This window comes from Nitrospira sp. (assembly GCA_030653545.1).
In the GTDB taxonomy this organism is placed as follows: Bacteria; Nitrospirota; Nitrospiria; order Nitrospirales; family Nitrospiraceae; genus Nitrospira_D.
In genome coordinates this window covers 256,412-277,172 of record JAURZE010000005.1, presented here as the reverse complement: position 1 = coordinate 277,172, position 20,761 = coordinate 256,412, and the positions used below count along the sequence as shown (strand labels likewise).

Annotated in this window: 22 protein-coding genes and 1 tRNA gene; 11 read left to right on the top strand and 12 right to left on the bottom strand. The window is 59.1% G+C overall.

Annotation, left to right across the window (positions count from 1 at the left end; translation table 11 throughout):
• Nucleotides 1–244: 244 nt before the first annotated feature.
• The 6 genes from Q7U39_01775 to Q7U39_01750 all read left to right on the top strand — a co-directional run bounded on the left by Q7U39_01775 (nucleotide 245) and on the right by Q7U39_01750 (nucleotide 4,528).
• Entirely contained in the window at nucleotides 245–1,528 is a 1,284-nt protein-coding gene (locus tag Q7U39_01775; GenBank protein ID MDO9116659.1) for a DUF4832 domain-containing protein, read from the top strand.
• Nucleotides 1,529–1,605: 77 nt separating this feature from the next.
• A tRNA-Arg gene (locus Q7U39_01770) sits at nucleotides 1,606–1,682 on the top strand.
• A 48-nt stretch (nucleotides 1,683–1,730) separates the two neighbouring features.
• Nucleotides 1,731–2,045: a hypothetical protein gene (locus tag Q7U39_01765; GenBank protein MDO9116658.1), complete on the top strand. Its 315-nt coding sequence runs from the start codon at nucleotides 1,731–1,733 to the stop codon at nucleotides 2,043–2,045.
• Nucleotides 2,046–2,248: 203 nt separating this feature from the next.
• On the top strand, nucleotides 2,249–3,673 hold the full coding sequence (locus tag Q7U39_01760) for a hypothetical protein (protein ID MDO9116657.1): 1,425 nt from the start codon (nucleotides 2,249–2,251) through the stop codon (nucleotides 3,671–3,673).
• Nucleotides 3,674–3,686: 13 nt separating this feature from the next.
• Nucleotides 3,687–4,091 (top strand): Lrp/AsnC ligand binding domain-containing protein, encoded by a 405-nt coding sequence (locus Q7U39_01755; GenBank protein ID MDO9116656.1) that lies wholly within the window; start codon nucleotides 3,687–3,689, stop codon nucleotides 4,089–4,091.
• Nucleotides 4,088–4,528, top strand: a complete 441-nt coding sequence (locus tag Q7U39_01750) for a hypothetical protein (protein ID MDO9116655.1) — start codon at nucleotides 4,088–4,090, stop codon at nucleotides 4,526–4,528. The genes Q7U39_01755 and Q7U39_01750 overlap by 4 nt, the downstream gene beginning before the upstream one ends.
• Here the strand turns inward: Q7U39_01750 and Q7U39_01745 are convergent.
• Genes Q7U39_01745 through malQ form a run of 3 tightly spaced genes read right to left on the bottom strand, consistent with a single transcriptional unit; the run spans nucleotide 4,523 to nucleotide 9,414 of the window.
• Entirely contained in the window at nucleotides 4,523–5,938 is a 1,416-nt protein-coding gene (locus Q7U39_01745; protein MDO9116654.1) for a sigma-54 dependent transcriptional regulator, read from the bottom strand. The genes Q7U39_01750 and Q7U39_01745 overlap by 6 nt on opposite strands.
• Nucleotides 5,939–5,946: 8 nt before the next feature.
• On the bottom strand, nucleotides 5,947–7,101 hold the full coding sequence (locus Q7U39_01740; protein MDO9116653.1) for an ATP-binding protein: 1,155 nt from the start codon (nucleotides 7,099–7,101) through the stop codon (nucleotides 5,947–5,949).
• A 60-nt stretch (nucleotides 7,102–7,161) separates the two neighbouring features.
• Entirely contained in the window at nucleotides 7,162–9,414 is a 2,253-nt protein-coding gene (malQ, locus tag Q7U39_01735; protein MDO9116652.1) for a 4-alpha-glucanotransferase, read from the bottom strand.
• Nucleotides 9,415–9,491: 77 nt separating this feature from the next.
• On the opposite strand from malQ, the gene Q7U39_01730 reads away from it, so the two are divergent.
• The 5 genes from Q7U39_01730 to Q7U39_01710 all read left to right on the top strand — a co-directional run bounded on the left by Q7U39_01730 (nucleotide 9,492) and on the right by Q7U39_01710 (nucleotide 14,302).
• Complete coding sequence (locus tag Q7U39_01730; GenBank protein ID MDO9116651.1) at nucleotides 9,492–10,403, top strand: DUF72 domain-containing protein; 912 nt, start codon at nucleotides 9,492–9,494, stop codon at nucleotides 10,401–10,403.
• Nucleotides 10,404–10,486: 83 nt separating this feature from the next.
• Nucleotides 10,487–11,215 (top strand): hypothetical protein, encoded by a 729-nt coding sequence (locus tag Q7U39_01725; protein ID MDO9116650.1) that lies wholly within the window; start codon nucleotides 10,487–10,489, stop codon nucleotides 11,213–11,215.
• A gap of 153 nt (nucleotides 11,216–11,368) precedes the next feature.
• Nucleotides 11,369–12,226 carry an HDOD domain-containing protein gene (locus tag Q7U39_01720; protein ID MDO9116649.1) on the top strand — a complete coding sequence of 286 codons (858 nt, stop codon included), beginning with the start codon at nucleotides 11,369–11,371 and terminating at the stop codon, nucleotides 12,224–12,226.
• A 276-nt stretch (nucleotides 12,227–12,502) separates the two neighbouring features.
• Nucleotides 12,503–13,261 (top strand): DUF3365 domain-containing protein, encoded by a 759-nt coding sequence (locus Q7U39_01715; GenBank protein ID MDO9116648.1) that lies wholly within the window; start codon nucleotides 12,503–12,505, stop codon nucleotides 13,259–13,261.
• 84 nt (nucleotides 13,262–13,345) lie between these two features.
• A complete protein-coding gene (locus Q7U39_01710; protein MDO9116647.1) occupies nucleotides 13,346–14,302 on the top strand; it encodes an IS5 family transposase in 957 nt (318 codons plus the stop codon).
• Nucleotides 14,303–14,657: 355 nt separating this feature from the next.
• Here Q7U39_01710 and Q7U39_01705 read toward each other — a convergent pair whose 3' ends face one another.
• From Q7U39_01705 to Q7U39_01665, 9 genes are all read right to left on the bottom strand, one after another.
• Nucleotides 14,658–15,521 (bottom strand): hypothetical protein, encoded by an 864-nt coding sequence (locus Q7U39_01705; protein ID MDO9116646.1) that lies wholly within the window; start codon nucleotides 15,519–15,521, stop codon nucleotides 14,658–14,660.
• A gap of 175 nt (nucleotides 15,522–15,696) precedes the next feature.
• Nucleotides 15,697–16,533 carry an SPFH domain-containing protein gene (locus tag Q7U39_01700; GenBank protein ID MDO9116645.1) on the bottom strand — a complete coding sequence of 279 codons (837 nt, stop codon included), beginning with the start codon at nucleotides 16,531–16,533 and terminating at the stop codon, nucleotides 15,697–15,699.
• A gap of 189 nt (nucleotides 16,534–16,722) precedes the next feature.
• Nucleotides 16,723–17,115 carry a cytochrome c gene (locus tag Q7U39_01695; protein ID MDO9116644.1) on the bottom strand — a complete coding sequence of 131 codons (393 nt, stop codon included), beginning with the start codon at nucleotides 17,113–17,115 and terminating at the stop codon, nucleotides 16,723–16,725.
• A gap of 7 nt (nucleotides 17,116–17,122) precedes the next feature.
• Nucleotides 17,123–17,290 carry a hypothetical protein gene (locus tag Q7U39_01690; protein MDO9116643.1) on the bottom strand — a complete coding sequence of 56 codons (168 nt, stop codon included), beginning with the start codon at nucleotides 17,288–17,290 and terminating at the stop codon, nucleotides 17,123–17,125.
• Between the two features lie 23 nt (nucleotides 17,291–17,313).
• Nucleotides 17,314–18,018 carry a 7-cyano-7-deazaguanine synthase QueC gene (queC, locus tag Q7U39_01685; protein MDO9116642.1) on the bottom strand — a complete coding sequence of 235 codons (705 nt, stop codon included), beginning with the start codon at nucleotides 18,016–18,018 and terminating at the stop codon, nucleotides 17,314–17,316.
• Between the two features lie 110 nt (nucleotides 18,019–18,128).
• Nucleotides 18,129–18,689, bottom strand: a complete 561-nt coding sequence (locus Q7U39_01680; GenBank protein ID MDO9116641.1) for a TraR/DksA family transcriptional regulator — start codon at nucleotides 18,687–18,689, stop codon at nucleotides 18,129–18,131.
• Between the two features lie 103 nt (nucleotides 18,690–18,792).
• The gene (locus tag Q7U39_01675; GenBank protein MDO9116640.1) at nucleotides 18,793–19,308 is read right to left on the bottom strand and encodes an adenine phosphoribosyltransferase; all 516 of its coding nucleotides are present in this window, start codon (nucleotides 19,306–19,308) and stop codon (nucleotides 18,793–18,795) included.
• Nucleotides 19,309–19,322: 14 nt separating this feature from the next.
• The gene (locus Q7U39_01670; protein MDO9116639.1) at nucleotides 19,323–20,246 is read right to left on the bottom strand and encodes a sigma-70 family RNA polymerase sigma factor; all 924 of its coding nucleotides are present in this window, start codon (nucleotides 20,244–20,246) and stop codon (nucleotides 19,323–19,325) included.
• A 58-nt stretch (nucleotides 20,247–20,304) separates the two neighbouring features.
• A complete protein-coding gene (locus Q7U39_01665; GenBank protein ID MDO9116638.1) occupies nucleotides 20,305–20,586 on the bottom strand; it encodes an acylphosphatase in 282 nt (93 codons plus the stop codon).
• Between the last annotated feature and the right edge of the window lie 175 nt (nucleotides 20,587–20,761).

The window sequence follows — 20,761 nt, the reverse complement described above, 5'->3', positions numbered from 1 at the left end:
TCCCCCCCTCGGATCTTGACAGAGAGAGACTTGAGCGTGAGAGAAGGCTCAGGTACCGTATCGATACAGTTTTCCATGTCAAACCCGACACCAGAAGGATTCGGCTGTAAGAGAAGGAACCGGTGAACCGATGAATCAAATGCCCCTTGCGTTACCCCTCATATTGGTAGCCCTCTTGATAACCGGCACATCGTGCGTCGGGCCTTTCAAGAAGGAGATAGCAGAGCTCTCCCGCATACAGAGAGTGACCCTCTATCCTCTGGAAATTACAGATACCCTTTATAACCCGGGAATGGGATTCGCCGATTTTCACTTCGGATTCGACCACCCCCCCGCGCCGGGCACCTATCCGCGCTCAACCGTGGCCTACTTCCGCTGGTCCTGGGCCGATCTCGAACCGGCGGAAGGCCAGTACGCCTTCGATCTGATTGATCGCACCATCGAGCTGGCCAAAGCCAAAGGAGAGCGGCTGGCATTCCGCGTCATGTCCGAATATCGTTCAGGGTCTCCGGCCTGGCTGCTGGCAAAAGGCGTCCCCGCCATTGCCGTCGGCGGCGGCCGCTTCCCCGATTACAACAACCCCATCTTTCTCGACTATCATGAAAAACTCATCAAGGCCTTGGGCGCGCGCTATGGCAGATCGCCGGACATCGATCATGTGGATATCGGATCGATCGGATGCTGGGGCGAATGGAATATGGCCTGCTGCCAAGGCGTAGAACGGCAATGCAAACAGTACTTCCCCACCGAAGACGTCCAGATCGCGATCACCGATTGGTATTTCAAATATTTCCCGCAGGTCCCGTTAGTCATGCTGCATGGAGGGCAACTCCGGTATGCCACCGGGCGCGGAGCAGGGTGGCGAGGAGACTGCTTCGGCGACTATGGCTACTTTGGCCCTGACTGGAATCATATGGAGCACGCCTATCCGCCGGTGCTCCAGGATCCGGTCATCGCCGCCGCATGGACCCGCGGTCCGGTGCAGTTTGAAGTCTGCGGCGTCATGCAGGATTGGGAAGACAAGGGCTTCGACATCGATCGCATTCTGCAACAAGGGCTGGATTGGCATGTCTCCGTCCTGAACGCGAAGTCCTCTCCGGTGCCGGCCCGCTGGCGGCCCAAGGTCAATGAGTTCCTCAAGAAGATCGGCTATCGGCTGGTGCTGCGGACCGTCAGCCACCCGGCGGAAGTCAGGGTTGGTCCGGCCTGGACGCTTCAGACCGAATGGGAAAACATCGGCGTGGCCCCCGTCTACCGGCCCTGGCCGCTCGCGTTCCGGCTGAGGAATGCGACCGACGATGTTGTTGCACAGTGGACCAGCAACGCCGACGTGAAGCAATGGCTTCCTGGGACGCGCTACCAGATTGAGGATACCCTGAGAATCCCTGCCCAGATTGCGTCAGGAATCTATTGGCTGGATGTCGCCCTGCTGCATGAAACCGGCGGATCAGCGCTCGTCGAACTCGCGATCGAAGGCAAACGTCCAGACGGCTGGTACGCGCTCTCCACGATCACCATCGATGAATAACCGCGTGGCATCGCGATGCCACGTCCCTAGTGGCCTTCGCTTGCACCACTTTCAGAAGTGCGCTAGATTCACGCCATGCCCCCGTAGCTCAGTTGGATAGAGCAGCGGTTTCCTAAACCGAAGGTCGTACGTTCAATTCGTATCGGGGGCACCAACCCACACGTACTCGTTCCACGCGCGTGATCCATTCGAAGGAGCATCGATGATGGGCAGACTACTGGTTCTTCTTGCCGTGTGCACCTCGCTCTATGGCTGCGCCGAGGCAGTCTATGGAAAATCCGATGAGTCGTGGAATACGTGGATCGGCACCACCAAAGACGACCGTGTGAAAGACCAGGGTATTCCCACACGCTGCCATACGTTCAAATCAGGCGGAGAAGCCTGTGAATGGCCGGTGACGTGGGCTCCCAACAGCGTGGGCACCATCACCATGACCTTCGACCCCAAAGGCGTCGCCTGCCAATGGTCATACAAAGACGCCTATATCGAGAAACGCAGCGCGCACAAATGTTCGTGACCGATCCTGCCTGGGCGACTGACCGGACAGCATCATTGTCTGACCGTCCTTAACGAGACAAGCGCGCTAAGTCGTCGACGCCCAAGGCGAAACAGATACACGGCCCGGCGCGCATCAATCTCATTTTGTTCGATCCCTCCTCGGCGAGAATCCCTCGTTTTCTTGCCAGTGTGCGGACCCTGGGCTAAGCTTCGTTCAATCGTATGGCACGCACACGCTCCGCAGAGTCTCCCCGCACACGTTCGAAGACCGCCGCGGTCGAAGAGGTCGCGCAAGGCCTCGCTACCTTTCAGAACATTCTGACTTCGATTGAAGACTTCAGCCGGGAAGGGTTTCCCTATCGCGACGGCGCGCGGGCCAAAGCCGAGTTGCAGATTCGTGAAACCGTTCGCCGGCTGTTCGGCGAGCGCTCTCCGGAATATCAGGCACACCGCGCCCACAAGCTCAAAATCTCCACTCCGGCTGAAACGACGCAGAGCGTGCATCTGGTCAAGTCATTCATTACGGCGTTGGAACGCAAGAAACTGGAGTTGCAAGGACTTGCTCCTGCGACGCCGGCGCCTGAAACCGGACAGAATCCCGCAGCCTCTGGCCCGCCGCAAATGACCTTGGTCCCACCGACGACGCCGGCGGCTCAGATTACTATGGCGCAATCCACCCCGGGGAGTACGCCGCCGGTGACGATGTCCGTCGCCATCACGACCAATTTGAGCCAGCCAACCGCGCCGCCCCCGCAAACACCTGCGTTCACACCGCCTGCGCCGGTTCACCCAGCGACGTCGGCGATTCCGCCAAGCCATCTTGAGTCGGCTCGCTTTCGCACCATGCCTCCAGATCCACAACCGGCAGCACCAGCCCCGACATCAATACCTGCGGCCGAGGCCCCAGCCACCAGGCAGGAGCCTATCGCGCCCCTCGCACCAGCACCGACTGCACCGCTGCAGGTCACCGCTCCTCCTCAACCACAGATCGGAGCCTTCTCCTCTCCATTAGCATCGCCGCCACCAACGCCCCCGCTCCTCGCAAGCGAGAGCTTGCAGAAGCCGCCCGATCAACCCAGTGCACCGGCCGTATCCGTCATAGCGCCACCGCCATCTCCGGTCCCATCGCCACATCCGACTCCGACACCGGCCTCGCCCACTGTCGTAACACGCAGAGAACAGCCCACGTCGGATCCGGTCGATGCACTCCGGAAGGTCTGCCTGCGCTTTCACGCCGTAGCCCGGCAACTCCGCTTGCGGAAGGACTACCGCACGACGCTGGAAGTGGAAGACGACTACGATCTGCAAGATTTGCTGTGCGCGCTGCTGAAATTGGAATTCGATGAAGTGGGGGCCGACGAATGGACGCCGCCCTACGCCGGCGGCTCGACGCGCACGACTCTGCTGTTGAATCGGGATCGCCTTGCCGTAGTCGCCAAGAAAACCCGCTCCGGCCTGACCACCAAGGAGTTGGCCGAGCAGGTTGCCGCCGACGCCGCCCACTACGCCTCGCGTCACCCCTGTGTCCACTTGTTCTGCTTTATTTACGATCCGGAGGGGCGCATCGGCAGTCCGACGCGGCTCGAAACGGACCTAACCAGCGTGAGCGACGCCTTCACTGTGGACGTCCTCGTCGCGCCGAAGTGAGGCCCGATCAACTATGCCAAGAAAACCAAAATCCGCCGCTGCCTCATCGGCCCGCGCCACGTCCGTATTGACACCGCCGCAGGGAGTTCGCTACGGTGAGCCGCAGCCCGATCCACCGGCTATTCCCTTTACGATTCACGCGCCAAACGCGGGAGCGTCCCTGATGTCCGACCGGGCCTACATCATGATCAATGTGAGTCCCGGATTGACATCCAGCGTCGTGAAAGCGCTCGGGCAGATCAAAGCGATCAAGACCATTGATCCTTGTTGGGGAAAACCGGACATCATTGTCGTCGCCGACGTGGCCGATCAGGATGCACTGACGCAGCTGGTCCTGAGCAAGATTCATGGCATTGAAGGCGTGACACAAACCGATACGCATCTCGTCTACCGTACACTGGAAAGCAACGCAAAATGATTCTGAGAACAGGCCTCCTCCTCGCAACCATAGCGCTGATGATCGGTTGCAGCGGAGCACCCCATCCCCTTCCGGCCGATCTCATCGACACTCGGCTGGCCGCCCCGCTCGATACCGTCAAAACCGCCCTCACACAGGTCCTCACCGACGGCGGTTACGATGTCGACTGGAAGAATGACTCCACGTTGGAAACCAGCTATCGGAAAGAAATGCATGGCCCCTGGAGCTGGCTCAATCGCTGGCGCTTCGGCACGATCAAGAGCCGGGTGAATGCGACGGTGACAGCCGCTGATGAGCAGACCACTGCACTCAAGTTGGAAGTGAGGTCAGAGGGAAAAGACGGGATCTTTACCAGCTGGGATCAGGTTCCCAGCGCGTTGCCCCAAGGTGCCGACAATCAATTGCGGCTCATCAAGAACGCCCTGCACTTGCTATAACTTCTCTGCCGGCTCTTTGTCACCGGCGTCGGGATCGTCCCCCAAATCCAGTCCGAACCGTTCCGCCATCCGGTAGAGTGTCCGGCGGTCGATACCCAGGATCTTGGCCGCCTTCACCTTGTTCCCCTTCATTTCTTTCAACACGCGGATCAGATGCCGCTTCTCCACTTCTTCGAGCGTCAGACAGACCTCATCCCCTTCAGGCGCTGCGGGGGCTTTCGCGTCCACCTGCGCAGCCGTCCGGATACTTTCCGGCAAATCGTCCGGCGTAACTAAGGGGCCGTGGCTCAACGACACCGCGCGCTCCACCGCGTTCTCCAGCTCCCGCACATTCCCCGGCCACCGATACTCCTTGAGCAACGCCATCGTGTCCGGCAGAAATCCGCGCACCCCTGACGGCGTCCCGCCGACATACTTCTGAAGAAAATGGTGGGCCAGCATCGGGATATCTTCTTTGCGGTCCACCAGCGAAGGCAGGGTTATCCGCACCACGTTCAAGCGATAAAACAGATCGTCTCGAAACTTGTCTTCTTTAACGAGTTGCTCCAGATCGCGATTCGTCGCGGCAATGATGCGGACGTCGACTTTGACGGACGCGGTCCCTCCCACGCGCCGGACCTCCTGATCCTGCATGACTCGCAGCAGCTTCACTTGCAGCGCCGGCCCGAGCTCGCCAATCTCATCGAGAAACAGCGTCCCACCCGTCGCCGCTTCAAACAGGCCGGCCTTCAGTCCCACCGCACCGGTGAAGGCCCCCTTCTCATGGCCGAACATCTCGGACTCCAGCAGCGTGTCGGGCAAGGCGCCGCAATTCACCGGAATGAAGGGCTTGTCTCGCCGTGGGCTATTGGCATGAATGGCCCGGGCAATCAGTTCTTTCCCGGTCCCGCTTTCTCCCTGGAGCAACACGGTGCTGCGGCTCTCCGACACGCGAGCCACCAGCTTATAGACATCCAGCATGGCCGGACTGCTTCCGACCAATGGAGACCACTCCTCCTTTTCTTTCAGTTCTACTCTGAAGCGCTTGTTTTCCCTCACTAATTTGCAATGGTCAAGCGCTCGCTGAACAACGAGCTTTACCTCTTCCTTTCGAAAGGGCTTGGCCAGATAGTCGAAGGCCCCCTGCTTGATTCCCTCGATCGCTCCTTCCAGTGATCCGAACGCCGTGAGCAGAACGATGGAGGTATCCGGGCTGAACCGCTTGAACTCCCGCAACACAGTCAGTCCATCCACGGTCCCCATGCGAATATCCGTGAGCACGAGATCGAACACTGTCTGTTGCCCGCGAGCCAGCGCGTCCGTCCCGTTGGAAAAGGACTCCACCTCATGCCCATCCTTTTTCAAGGCATCGGCCAGGAGTTCGCGGGCCACAGCATCGTCGTCGATTACGAGAATCTTTGCTGCCGACATTCCACCCCCTAGATTAGCGCTGTGGCAGTTGAACGTTGTCCGGGCAACGATATCACAACCGTCGTCCCCTTCCCTACTTCGCTTTCCAGCGTGAGCGTCCCGCCATGCGCCTGGATAGTTTCCCGACTAATGAACAGTCCCAGACCGGTCCCCTTCCCGATCGCCTTTGTCGTAAAGAACGGCGTAAACGCTTTCTGGAGATCCTCCTCCGGCATACCTGAGCCCGTATCGCTGACGACGATCGTGACCATCGTGATGAACGTCGCATTCCCCACGCGCAAGCCCACCTCGATCTCGTCCGGCGTGGCCGCTCGGCTCCCGGCGCTGATGGTCACGGTCCCGCCCTCCGATGTCGCCGCGATGGCGTTGGCAAACAGATTGACTAACACTTGATGCAGCTTTTCGGCATCGGCCCAGACCAGCGGCAAGGCGTCCCCAAGCTCAACCCGGAGCGCCACGCCCTTCGCTTGAAACGCCGGCTCCATCAACGCCGCCACGGGCGTCACGACATGATCGACCGGCAACCAGGTGGGATCGGGCTTCCGCTGCCGGGTCGAGGACAAGAGATCCTGAATAATGCCGACCACGCGCGTCAGCTGCCCGTCGATCACATCGATGCGCTTCTTCATATCCGGCGTGACCGTCGGTTCTTCCGCCAACGCCTGCACGTGCCAGGCGATCGAATGCAACGGCGTGCCCACCTCATGCGCCACCGACGCCACCAGTTGCCCGACGGCCGCGAGCCGTTCAGATCGGTTGAGCTGATCCTTCACGTCGACCAACTGCGCATTGGCGCGCAACAGATTTTCCGTTTGCCGGGCCAGCGCGGCGCGGGCCGCTTCTTCCCGGGCCTTCCGTTCCTCCCAGCTCATGCCGATGTAGGCCACAATCAGCAACACGCCGACGACCACCGTGCGATTGATCACGGCGGATTGAAACCGTCCCGGCTTCGTCGGCTGGAGAAGCCCGGCATAGGTCGCGACCACGCAGGCCAACACCGTCACCAGCATCAGCGGCCGATTGCGCAAGATTGCCACGAGGAGAATGGGCAGCACATAGCCGTAGGCGCCGACGACGTTTGCCGGGGCCAGCTTTTCAATAATGACGATGGTCAGGAAACAGGCGCCGGCAATACTCAGCACCAGCCAATTGCGGGTCTTCATCGTGCAGCACTCACTCCGGTGGAAGAGGCGGAAGGACCGATGCGCGCGCGCCCCTCGTTCTTACACAAGTGGACGGGCTGAACGCAACTGCGCGGCGAGCGACGCGAAACGGGAATCCTGCACCATCTGCTCGACGGTCGCAGTCAATTTCCTGGACCAGTTGGGATGCTGATCGACGGTGCCGGGCACATTGGTCTGCGCCCGTTGACCGAGCACATCTTCCACGTTCGCGAGGACGACCCATGAGGGCGTGCGTGCGAGATAGAGATGCAGCGCCGCCATCAGATCCGCGGTCATCACCGGACTCTGTGCCGGATCGTCCGACACGCCATTCGGCAGGAGGCCCTCGGATCTCAACGCCGCGAGCAACCGAGCCTTGTCGACTTGCCGTTCAGCGAGCGCGCCCCGACGAGCCTCCTCGCTCGCACAGAGCCCCAGGCTGACACGCGTCTCGATATCGGTGCCGTCCCAGTAGCCGCTCAGTGTCGGCAAATCATGGGTTGTCACGACCCCGAGCGATTGAGCGGGATAGGCCGAGGGGGACTTCAAACTGCCGTCCCCGTTCCGTTCAAAGTAGAGGACACGATACGAAAGCACGCCGGCCGCGGCCAGCCGATCACGCACCCAATCGGGCACCGTTCCCAGATCTTCGCCGATCACCAGCGTCTTGGCCCGCATGCTCTCTAACGCGAGAATCGCGAGGAGATCGTCCGCCGGATAATGCACATAGGTCCCTTTGGAAGCCGGCATCCCGCGCGGAATCCAAAAGAGCCGGAATAAGGCCATCACATGATCGATGCGAATCGCCCCGCCGTACCGCAGATTCGTCCGGAGCAGTTCGATGAAGAACTGATAGCCGCTGGCGCGCAGCTTCACCGGATCGGACGGCGACAACCCCCAATTCTGCCCCTCCGGCGCAAAGGCGTCGGGTGGAGCCCCGCAATCGGCTTGATGCGCCAATACCTCCTGGAAGCGCCATCCGTCTGCACCGTAGCGATCACTGCCCAGCGCGAGGTCGTGATACAAGCCCAACGGCATCCCGGCCTCGTCCGCTTGCAACCCCACGGCGATCAGTTGCTCAGCCGCCACCCATTGCACATACTGAAAGAACCGCACCCGCTTCATATGCCGGCGCTTGAATTCGGCGACCGCGTCGCTCGCGGGCATGCGATAGACTTCCGGCCAATCCGCCCACACGGCCGAGCGGGACTGCACAAATTGCCGCTCATCTTCGAGCGCCTGAAAGAGCGCGTACTCAGCCAGCGGCGTCCCCTCTTGCTGAACGTAGGAATGAAAGAACCAGCCACGGGCCGTCGTCGGCTTCAGATCCGGCTCCATCCCCTCAAAGTTGTCACGCAGAAAGGTCCGATAGCAGAGATCCAGCACCGTCCGCTTGAGCGCCGAGACCGCTTCGTAGTCCACATACTCGCTCGTCCGGGCCTTCGTGAGTTGCGCGCGAAAGGCGGGATCAGCCAGGCGATTCTGCACATCCGGCGTGGTCTTGGCTTCAGCCACCCGGTCAATATCGATATAGAGCTCGTTGAGATAGAGCCGACTGCTCGGCGAATAAGGACTGATATGATAGGGCCTGGTGTTCTTCAGAGCGTGCAAGGGGTTCAACCCGATGACACCGGCACCCAACTGCCTGCCCGCCCACTCGACGAGCGTGGACAAATCTCCAAAATCTCCGACTCCCCAGTTCCGTTCGCTGCGCAGCGAATACAGTTGCAGGGCGAGCCCCCACGTCCGCGTGCCGGCATGAAACGATTCAGGGACATAGCAACGCGCCGGAGCCACGATCAGACGGAACTGGAGTTCGACCGTCGCCGATCCTCCCTGCACCCAGATTTTTACATCGTAATATCCGATCGGCAGATCCAGCGGTAGCGGGAACGCCAGCCGGATATAGCGACGATTCTGGATCAGCCGCACTTCATGAATCGGAAGACCCGGCCCCTCTTTCCACTCACCGTGCTTTTCGCCACTTTCGCCGAACACCATCCAATGGACGTGAAGCTGCCCGTCATCCGAGGGCTCGCAACGCACGTGCAACGACCAGTCGCGAGGCGCCTGACCAGTCCGCACCACACACACCGGGTCGCAGCCCTGCGCCCACGGCCGTTGATCCCAGGCGGTGAGTTCTTCAATCAGCGCAGTACGATCACCCACGCGAAACCCCATGGCCGAAAGAATGGCTCGACGAGTGTCATCGGTCGTCACATGGCGGGTCCCGGCGATGTCGTGGTAGTCTGCGGCGATACCGGCACGGTCGGAAAGAAGGTACAGGAGTTCAGCTTCCGGCAGGTCGTACATGTCGGAGAGTGTGCGTGACGACCATCAGTAAGTCAAGCTATCCTATTGTTTCCGTAGACTATTTCTGACTATTCGGAATGCCATTGGATACGACGGTTCCCCGCTTCGGCACGAGTTCATGGGCCTACGAAGGCTGGCAAGGACTCGTCTACCATCGAACCTATCCGAAAAGTCGGTTCAGCCAGGACACGCTCGCAGAATATGCCGCGTATCGCATATACGACACGCCCCTCTTCACCACCGTCGGCATCGATCATTCATTTTACCGACCGGCCAGCGTCAAGCAACTCGCCCACTACGCCGAGCAAGTCCCGGACGAGTTTCGCTTCTGCCAGAAAGTGTGGGAAGAGATCACCGTCCCCGCCTATGCCAACCTTCCGCGATACGGCGCGAAGGCCGGCAAGCCCAATCCGCGGTTTCTTGAGCTCGGCACCTTTCGTGACCTCGTCCTGCAGCCGGCCTTGGAGGGCTTGGGCCAAAAGCTCGGCCCCTTCATCTTCGAGTTTCAGCGCTGGGGCCTTGATCCAGCCGTCTTTCTGCAACAGCTCGACCGGTTTCTCGAACAGCTGCCACCCGGCCCCGCCTACGCGACCGAAGTGAGAAATCCCGCCATCCTCGGCCCGCGCTATCACGACATGCTTCGAGCGCACGGCGTGGCCCATGTCTACAATCACTGGACGGCCATGCCTCCGCTGTCCGAACAACATCAGAAAATGGCCGGCACATTCACCGCCCCCTTCACCGTCCTTCGACTCCTGACCCCGCTGGGGCTGGCCTATGAAACAGCGGTCGAACGCTACGCCCCCTACGATCGCATCGTGCAACCGCAACCGCGTATGCGGGAGGAGACCATCGCGCTTGTGACGCAAGCAGCGGGGGATGGACGGTCCTCGTATGTCCTCGTGAATAATCGATCCGAGGGCTGCAGCCCGCTCACCGTCCAAGCGGTACTTGAAGCGCTCGCCAACCCGACCGGGCCACCGTTGTGAGTGCGCAACTCGCGTGGTAGCATGACAGGTATCGACGACGAAGGTTGAGTCGTTTCTCGTTCGTCCACCTCAGAGGAGGCGTTATGGCTGTCCGTCACTCCACCACCGGTGTCCTGCTCCTCTCCGCACTGATCGGCATTCCACTTTCGGTACACGCGGCGGAAGCCACGAACGGCCGGCTTGAAATCATCGGCGAGTATCGATATGCCGCGCGCGAATCAGAGTCTGTCGCCGACGCCAAAGCGCTGGCCTGCCGGGAAGCCTGGCGCCAGGCCGTCATCAGCTCGTCCCTCTATCGGGAATCCACCGCCTCCGTGATCGACTCCCCCCTCTTGCGTGAGCTGTCGTATACCCTTGCGAATCGTCATGTTCACGACCCCCAGATCGTCGAACAATCTGAACAGGGACGAACCATCTCCTGCCGAGTCCATGGGTATCTCCAGACAGACGAGAGCGCGCGCGTCATTCGCACACAGCTCACCAGCGGCCCTTCGCCGACTGAAGGGATCGACCAAAACCGTGTGTTGCGGATCCTTGCTGTGAAGGAAGACGCGACGGGCGCCATTGCGATTCAATACCAAGCCCTCAAGCGGCTGGACTGGCTCGGCACCCACTATCAGGGCGGGTTACGGGAATCGGCGGATATCATGGTGGATTTCTATGATGATCAGGGCTTGCTCATGAAGACCGAGCGCTACCCGGCCAGGCGCACGGCAACCGGCGATGATGTCATGAATCCCGGAGCCATCGCCGTCCTCAAAGCGGCCAAACCGGCCGGCAGCAAAACCTATCGTGTCTGGCTGGTGAAATAGCCCGCATCACCAGCCATTTCCGCCGCCTCCCGACCCGCCTCCACAGATTTATTCTGCCTCCCCCTTTAGTTCGACTGGGTCACAACCGATAGAGATAGCCGAGAGCCTCTTCGAACCAGTCCCGCATCTATGAAGTAGGGAGGGTGCACGGCAATGTCGTCAGCACAAGAACTCGTCCAATCCTGCTCCAACATCTTCACGCTTCCTGAAATCTATTTTCGCGTGCGCGACGTCGTCGACGACTCGACCTCGACCATGGATGACTTGGCCAACGCGCTCAAGCTCGACCCGGCGATTTCCGCCCGGCTGCTGCGCATCGTCAATAGCCCGCTCTACGGATTTCCCAAACAGATTGATACCATTACCCGCGCAGTGAATCTGATCGGGATGCAAGCCGTCAGCGACCTGGTCGCGGCCACTACCATCGGACGTACGTTCTCGGGCATGACCTCGGACTTGATGGATCTGCCGGCCTACTGGCGCAAGAGCGTGCTCTGCGCCTTGCTGGCCGGCAAGATTGCGAAGGCCTGTGGAATCGAGGACAGCGAGCGGTTCTTTATCGAAGGCCTGCTGCGGGATATCGGCCACTTGGTGCTGTATCAGACGATTCCGGAACGGGCCCAGTCGGCCCTTGTCGAAGCGGGCAACTTCGGCACCGCGCTGGCGGAAGTGGAACAGTCGAACATCGGCTTCGACTTCACCGAAGTCGGCGCAGAATTGATTCGCTTCTGGGGCATGCCGGGCCAGATCGAACAGGCTATTCGCCATCAACTGAGTCCGAATGAAGCCGGGGAGTACAATCTCCATGCGTCAATCGTCCACCTCGCAGGCGCCGTCGTCGATCACGCTGAATTAGACCCCATCCGTGCCAAGCAGCCTCCAGTCTTTGATCCCTTCTCACTCTACTGTACGAAGTTCAATCCCGACGAGTGCCCGGCTCTGCTCACAGAAGCCCAAAGCCAACTGCAAGACACCCTCTCGTTCATCTACCCACTGGCGATGGCAGCATAGAGTCCGGGGAGCGACGGCCCACTCTTCCGCCGCTCCGATTCAACGCGCCATCGCATACGGCCCACCAGCGGCCTCATCCCTCGCACGCAATCTGCCGGCACGGGACATCCGTGCCTTGGCCCCCATACCGTAACCCACCCAAACCCCATACCTAAAAAAACGCTCTCGTACAGCTTCCACTCCCCTCTTTTGAGGAGTGGCCAGGCGCACTCCCAACGCGGTAGGGTATCCACCCCGACGGATATCAGTGACTGGAAGGAAAGGGATGATTACCGCATGAAGACGCATCGGTTCCGGCTGCTCGTGGCAATGGCGCTGTTCACCCTTGCCGTCCTATCATCCCGCCTGTTCGGAGGCCAACAAGACGACGCGCTGGAAACGGCACGGTTACTGGCAGTCCTGCTGGATTCCGGGCGGGTCACGATCGCCAAGCACCAGGACCTCATCAATACTCCGAATCAGACAGACAAGAAATTCACGCCGGAATTATTTGAACAAGAAGTGCAAGCTGAGTTTCAGCGGCAGACCGGAATCGCACTCAACGCCCTTGAAGGAACGACCCTCCCGGTCATGGCCAAACCGCTTCTCGCCCAACTCCTCAAAGACAGCATTGGAACCATCCAAAGTTACCAACCCGTCCTCAGCCTTCCAGCGATGCGATACAAAGGCCTCATCCCGGCAACTTTCGGCACCGAGACCGCTGCCCGGTTTCAAAAGTTTTCCCAGATCTATATGAAGCAGACTGCACCCGACCATTTGGTACGGAATCTAAAAAACAAGCCCGACGCCTATGAGACGGCTGCCTTCGGACGGTTCGGAGGTTCCCCGTCCGGATCCAGCAAACACCAAATCATCAGCGAGCTGGTGGACGGAGGACGCAGCGCTCGCTTGATGCTCCCGCTCTACTATGAGAAATCTTGCCTGGCCTGCCACGGGGAACCGAAAGGCGAACGGGACATCTCTGGATATGCACGAGAAGGCGGCAAAGAAGGCGACCTCGGCGGCGCCATCAGCGTCATGATCCCTCTCAAGTAACCTAGGCTAACTTAGGGAAGGTCTGATTTATTCGCCTCGCCTGATGTGCTAAGAGAAATATCGCACTGAACTGGAGGCGCGTCCATGCAGCAAGCGACATTTGCCGAGGCCACGTTCGAGCCGTATCGCAAATCCACCCGCCGCGAGCGATTCCTCGCGGAAATGAATCGCGTAGTGCCCTGGGCGGAATTAGTCGCGGTGATCGAGCCGGTCTATCCCAAAGCCGACGGCCCCGGGCGTCCGCCGGTCGGCGTCGAGCGCATGCTGCGCCTCCATTGCCTGCAACAGTGGTTTAATCTGTCGGATCCCGCCGTCGAAGAAGCCCTGTATGATTCACGCGCCATGCGGCAATTCGTGGGCATTGATCTGGGCCGCGAGCCGGTGCCCGATGAGACGACGATTTGCAAGTTTCGGCATCTGCTGGAGGCCCATAAGATGGGGGAACAGCTCTTTGCCCGGATCGGGGAGTATCTGACCCAGCAGGGGTTGCAGGTGAGCCGCGGCACCATCGTGGATGCCACCATTATCAGTGCCCCCAGTTCGACGAAGAATCGCCAGAAGGAGCGAGATCCGGAGATGCATCAGACCAAGAAGGGCAACCAGTGGCATTTCGGCATGAAGGCGCATATTGGCGTGGACAGCCAGACCAAACTGATTCATTCGGTGGCGGCGACGGCCGCCCATGTGCACGACAGTCAGATGTTGCCGGAATTGCTGCATGGGCAGGAGACGCGGGTGTGGGGCGATGCCGCGTATAGCGGACAACGCGACGTCCTCCGGCAGCATGCGCCCCAGGCCCAGAGCTTCATCCAGACCAAAGCGCATCGGCATCGGCCGCTGACGGAGGAAGAGCGAGCCCGCAACCGCACGAAGTCGAAAGTCCGGGCGAAGGTCGAGCATGCGTTCTTGGTGATCAAGCGAATCTTCGGCTGGGCTAAAGTGCGGTATCGGGGGCTGGCGAAGAATACCCACTGGCTGTTCATCAGCTGCGGGTTGGCGAATCTGTACGTGGTGCGGCGGCGCCTGTTGGCGGGAGTCTAGCGGACGGGTGTGCGAACGGGGTTCTGGGCGGCCCGACGGCGGGCGCCCCCCACGGGAAACGCTCCCGGCCCAGCGAATTTCCAGCTGAGTACCCGTGCTAACGCCCTCAGAAACCGATGGCGCGGCGTAAACGGGAATTAATCAGACCTTCCTTAGAATAAACCTTGCGGCCCAAGAGCGATGCGCTACAGTCCTCCGCGCAGGAGGTCTCGGACTGCGCGGTCCATCGCAGCTCCTTACTGCAGCGTATTTAGCGAGCCGGTTGAGCGCGCGAGGTTGACGCGGGCGGCGTTGAGTTGGAAGAGTGCGTTCACCAGATTCTCTCTTGCTCTGGCCACGCTGGTAAGTCCGTTCGTCAGTTCGAAGTATCCTCCCTAAACTCATCAAACAGCTTCCGTACCTTACCCTGAAGGTCCTGGCGTGTAGCCTCATATCTCAATTTATTGGGAACCGTATGGGTGAGACCGTGCTCATCCAGCCACTTCTGATACTCTGCCCATGAATATCCCGTCTCCGATAGTCTTGAGCCTTCAACTAGCGAAATAAACCAGGCTCGCCTATAAAAACGAAAGTTAATTCGGTGGGTCGCCATTAGAACCTGGGCCGACAGCCTAGTCGGGCGAGAGACCGGACCGAGTTCGTTATCGAGCAACTTCATGCCTTCGCGTGCCACAAGATCAGCGGCTTGGACTCCAATTTCCTCTCTAGTAACAAATGAAATTTCATCGTCCATTAATTCTCTAGATGGCAATGAACGATTTATTATCCTGTCATAGAGTGCGCCAGCGTTGTATTCGATTTGCTGATTGCGGTCAAAAAAGAACTTAATCCGGCCTCTCGGAATAGAGAGGGAGGCTTTCTTGGCAATAGTAATTACGACAGAATAGAAAGCGTAGTAGTAAGGTTCCTCATGCAGTGCTGGCGCTACGATCTCCCTGTAGGCCTGCAGGTCCATAACTGCTACATATCCGATTAAGTTGCTGTCAGCAATAAGGCGCGTTAGATCGGCATAGAGTTTTTTATTTTGCGCATGCTCTATGCCTTTATAGTCGCCCTGATCTGTATCGCAGTCCGTTGCATGAAAACTCTTTCCACCGGTGCGGGCTCGCCATTTCTCCCTGAGTGCATCCCAGTCAGGTTTGCTGCCAAAAAGTCCAGAAAGGGCAAATACCCTCTGCTTAGTCTCGTCGGCACTCTCATCGCCATAAGCTGTATACACGACTTCCTCGAACCGTCTTGAGGGTCACCTTACATCCCCTCGGCTGGTGAGTCTAGTATGTTGCTGCCTTAATTTGGTGCTAGTAACCCCTACCGTTTAATGCTCAAACAACAAGGGCGCGAGCAGGCATTTCGATAGCCCACGCGCGCCCCGGTCAGAAGAAAGAGTCTGTCGCCTACTGGCCCGCTGCCGGCGGCGGCATGTTGATGCCGATGCGCTCTAAGCCCATGATGACGGTCAGGGCTGCCGGCGAATGCTGCACGATTTCTTTCTGCACTTCGATGCGACGCAAATCCACAAACTCTGGCGCAGTCAGCCCCAACGATTCGCGGTAGGCCCGGTCGGCGATGCCGCGCTGCTTTTCGGCTTTTTCACGGGACTCTTCCGCTTTCTGAAATTCCACCATCGTGATCTTGCGCTGTTCCTGGATAATGGTCTGCGTCGTCTGCTCCACCACGCCTTTGGGCGGCAGAATGCTTCCGACGACCACGCGATTCAGCCGAACCGGGATGCCCTGCTTCTCGATCAGCTTAGTCTGCACTTCTTTGGCGATCGCATCCTGCAACTTCTGCCTGGTGGTGGGATCGGTCGTCAGCTGGAAGAGGGGATACCTCTGCACTTCTTCGCGCACGAAAGTGCGAAAGGCTTCCTTCGCATTATTCGCATACCAATTGGGGCCGTACTTGCTGATCAGCTCCGGCGATTTTCCCTCGATGACATTCGCGATCAGGAACGCATCGAACGAGACCGGCGCATTTTCTGCCGAGATAATATCGAAGTGCTCGGAGTACTGAATCGGCCGGATATCGACATCGACGACTTTCGTGGTGGGAGCCACGACCACGCGGCCCGTCTTGGTGGGCACCGGATCGACGCCGCCATGGCCGAAGAAAAATGGCTGTTCGACCAATACCCCTTCGTGACCTGCCTCGATAGCCACACACCCGGTCCCTAAGGCCATCCATCCGAATGCCAGTACGACTCCACACAAACTGCTCGCGTCTCTCCTCATACGCCCCTCCTCGGTTAGCCCCGTCTCCATCGCAGACGGTGATGGGTGAATAGCCGGCGCCTATCAGCGGCGAACCAATCTCATGGCAATACCTTACGAAGCGCTTTGACGGATTGTCAAACCAGGGAAAGAGGCTACGTCACGAGTCGAGGAGAACTGACGACAGAAGAGGGGATGTCGCAAAAGCCGCTAGAAAATACCGGCTTGTTTCTGCAACCAGCGCACATACTTGATGATCTGATCGACATCGTCAGGAGTCACTCCGTCGATCTTGGGCATATTCCCGAATTCCCAGTGGTGAGCCTTCACTCCGTTCGCAGCCGCTCGCTGAAACGCGGCATCGCCATGATGGTTCGGTTCATAAATTTTATGGACCAGCGGGGGGCCCTGACTTGTCCCGACTCCACCGCCCCCATGGCAGGCAGCACAGTTGGCTTTAAATTTTCCCTCTCCCGGCTGCACCTCCGCGGGAACCACTGCATTCACCGCCGCCTTGGGTGCGGACTCGCCCTGACTGCAGGCCGGAGCGACACCCACAACACAGAAGAGGACCGCCATGCCGCACGCCCGTGAGATCTTCATCGACGACTTACCCCTTCGGAGTGGATTGATCGGGTGGCCGGGACGGCTGCCCGAATTGTTCTTGCAGCATCGCCTGCGTCTTCGCCAGCGTAATCCGACGATACACCCGTGCACCGACCGGGACGAGGACGATCAAGCCGATGGTGAGATACATGAAAAATTCTTCAGGAGACATCACAACCCTCTTTCCGTTGGAGTCTACCGTACCGCATATGCGACCGGATCCTCAACTCCCGCCTGGGCAAATCCTTGTCGACGAATAAGACAGCTATCACACCGGCCACAGGCCAGCGATCCGATCGGATCATAGCAGCTATGCGTCAGCTGGAGCGGGGCCTGGAGTCTCATGCCCAGTTGAATGATCTCCGACTTGGACAACGTCAACAAAGGAGCACGGACTTCCAGGCGCGCCCCCTCGACCCCGCTCTTCGTGCCGGCCGCCACGGCCTGTTCGAATGCGTGGATGAATTCCGGACGGCAATCGGGATAGCCTGAGTAATCCAGCACATTGGCTCCGAAATAAATAGCCGATGCTCCCACGACTTCGGCATGGGCGGCAGCCAGGGATAAGAAGATCAGGTTTCTGGCAGGGACATAGGTGACCGGAATACCCTGCGCCCGCTCCTGCTCCCGACGATCCTTGGGAACGACCAGATTTCCGGTCAGCGCCGATCCGCCGAGGGCTCGGAGATCCACCTCCACGACCAGATGGTTGTGGATGCCGAATGCAGCCGCCACCTGTTTGGCTTGTTCGATCTCGACCGCATGTCGTTGGCGATAGGCGACGGTCAGCAAAAAGAGCTCGTACCCCTCCTGCCTGGCCACGGCGACCGTGACCGTCGAATCCAGCCCCCCACTCAGGAGGACAACGGCACGGCGCTGGGATGTTGCATCATGCGGCATGAATGGAGGGGACCCAGGAGATCTCAGCCCCGGCATGAGATTGCATGCAGCACCGCAAAGAAAGAGGGACGCGGCTCAGCACATGACGGGGCGCGGAAGGAAGGGGGCGATCAATCGCGATCTTCTTCCTTTTCAATCTTTTCCAACAACTCGGCTTTGGATTGACACTCGACACAAAGCTTGGCGAACGGCACGGCCTGAAGCCGCTTCTCGCTGATCTCGATACCGCACTCGGCGCACATGCCATAGGTGCCGTCACGCAAGCGATTGAGCGACTCATCGATGGCTTGCCGACGACGATTGCGCATCTCCATGAGGGAGATGCCGAGTTCGCGATCAAGATCCATCAACGCCTGGTCACCGACATCACGGGCCGACTCCAGGCGACGCTGCTGATCCTCGGTCAATGACTGCCCCAGGTTGCCTTCGATCTCGCGGATGATCTCCTGGCGCTTGCCCATCAACATCTGATGCAATGTTTCTTGGCGGCGTTCACGGGCATCCCGGTCTTTCGCCGATTCTTTGGGACGCATCGCCTCAATAATAATCTGTGCAGGAGCTGCCTTTGCCGTCACGACGACAGCAGGAGCAGCCTTCTTGGACTCAACCGCAGGGGCCGGCTTGGTCTTCTTTGCTTCCGTCTTCTTTTTCGCAGGCACTTTGGTAGCCATAGAATAATGCTCCTTGGGTAGAGAGTCCCCCAAAAAAAGTCCGGCATCTATATCACGGCATGTAGGCTTTGACAAGGGCTGGTGGTCACTAACCGGGAGGGCCCTAGGAATAGAGGATCGTCGAATGCACAGGATAGCCAGCGAGTTTGTCTCTTCCCTTAAGCCCCTTGAGCTCGACCAGAAAGTCGAGGCCCACGACTTCTCCTCCGAGTTGGCGGACCAAACTGATAGTGGCCTCGGCCGTTCCACCCGTGGCGAGGAGATCGTCTACGATCAGCACCCGCTCTCCCATTCCGATGGCATCCCGATGAATCGCCAAGGTGTTCGATCCATATTCAAGGCTATACTTCACCTCGAAGCAATCGGCCGGCAATTTCCCCGGTTTGCGAACCGGCACAAACCCGGCCTTCAGCCGCTCCGCCAGCACGCCGCCGAAGATAAACCCGCGCGACTCGATGGCCACCACCTTATCGATCCGTGCATCTTGGTATCGTGCGGTGAGGTCGTCGCTCAGCTTGCGAAACGCCGCTGCGTCCTTCAGCAATGTCGTAATGTCGTAAAAGAGAATACCGGGCTTGGGGAAATCCGGCACTTCGCGAATGAGGGCTTGATAGTTGATGGCGGTCTCCGGAACTAAAGCAGGTCGGCCTGCGTCATGGTCTTTCGCTCGATCGTGCCCCGAAGCCGGACTAAGGCCGTTGTTTCGATCTGGCGGACCCGCTCGCGGGTTAACCCCATCGCCCGGCCTATCTCTTCCAGCGTCTTAGACTCATCACCGTCGAGCCCAAACCGCGACACAATAACAGTTTGCTCTTTTTCAGGCAACTCCTTGACCCAACTCATCAGTTCTGTGCGACGCCGGATCCCATCCGCCGTGTCGTCCGGAGACATGCACATGGGATCTTCGATGACATCGCGCAGGAAGGTATCCGTGCGATCATTAATGGGGCTATCCAGCGAACAGGTCGTCCGGGTCAACTGCTTCAGGTCGAGGATCTCCTCCTCGTTGGTCTTCATCTTCTTCGCCACTTCGTGCGGCAGCGGTTCCCGGCCAAGCTCCTGTACCAGTTGCTCAACCTTCCCCATATACCGGTTCAGCCGCTCGACCACATGGACCGGCAACCGCACGAGCTTGCCCTGATTGATGATGGCCCGTTCAATGTATTGGCGGATCCACCAGGACGCGTAGGTACTGAAACGGAACCCGCGCTTATAGTTGAACTTCTCAACCGCTTTGATCAGTCCAAGATTGCCTTCCTCGACGATATCCGAAAAAGGAAAGCCTCGATTGATGTACCGCTTGCCGATGCTGATCACCAGGCGGAGATTGGACTCGATCATGATCTGCCGGGCCTGCTCATCGCCGGCCTGCACCCGCTTCCCTAATTCCTGTTCCTGTTTGAAATTGAGCAGCGTCGAGCGACGCACTTCGCGCAGATAGCTCTTGAGCGTGTCCAGTCCTTCAGACCGATTCGAGGACTTCTCCTCGCGGTCAGGCGGACCGTCCACTTCAATCCCCTCGATCTCATCGGCCGACTGTCGTCGGGCTTCACTCATATCCTGAAGCTCCTCGTCCTGTCGACTCATATCGGTCGGTATCCTTTGACTCGGTTCGCTAGTACCAGATTTGGAACTCGGTAAATCGTTCGGTTCCCGGATTCCATTCCACCGTCACCGCCGTAACCCGTGCGGCCGGAGGTCCAACGCCAAGCTCAGTGAGCAGCGCGTCGATCGCCTCGCGCGGCCCTTCGACATCCAACTCGACTCGACCATCGTCGAGGTTACGCACACCCCCGACCAGTTTGCGCTGCGCGGCCACTCGGGCAGCAAAGGCCCGGTATCCGACTCCCTGCACACGACCATTCACCACAATGTGAGCGCGCACCTGAGATGTCATACTCGAGTCAACCTTGCGAACCCCAACAGATTGCGCAACACGGTGGAATACTCTCACACCTCCTCAGACCCGTCACGCGTTTTGCAAATCTACGCGAGCCTACGAACACACAACCAGAGCCGGCCCGTCGCGGATTCAGCCGCGCGCGCGGGAACATTGTGCCTGTGACTTCCGC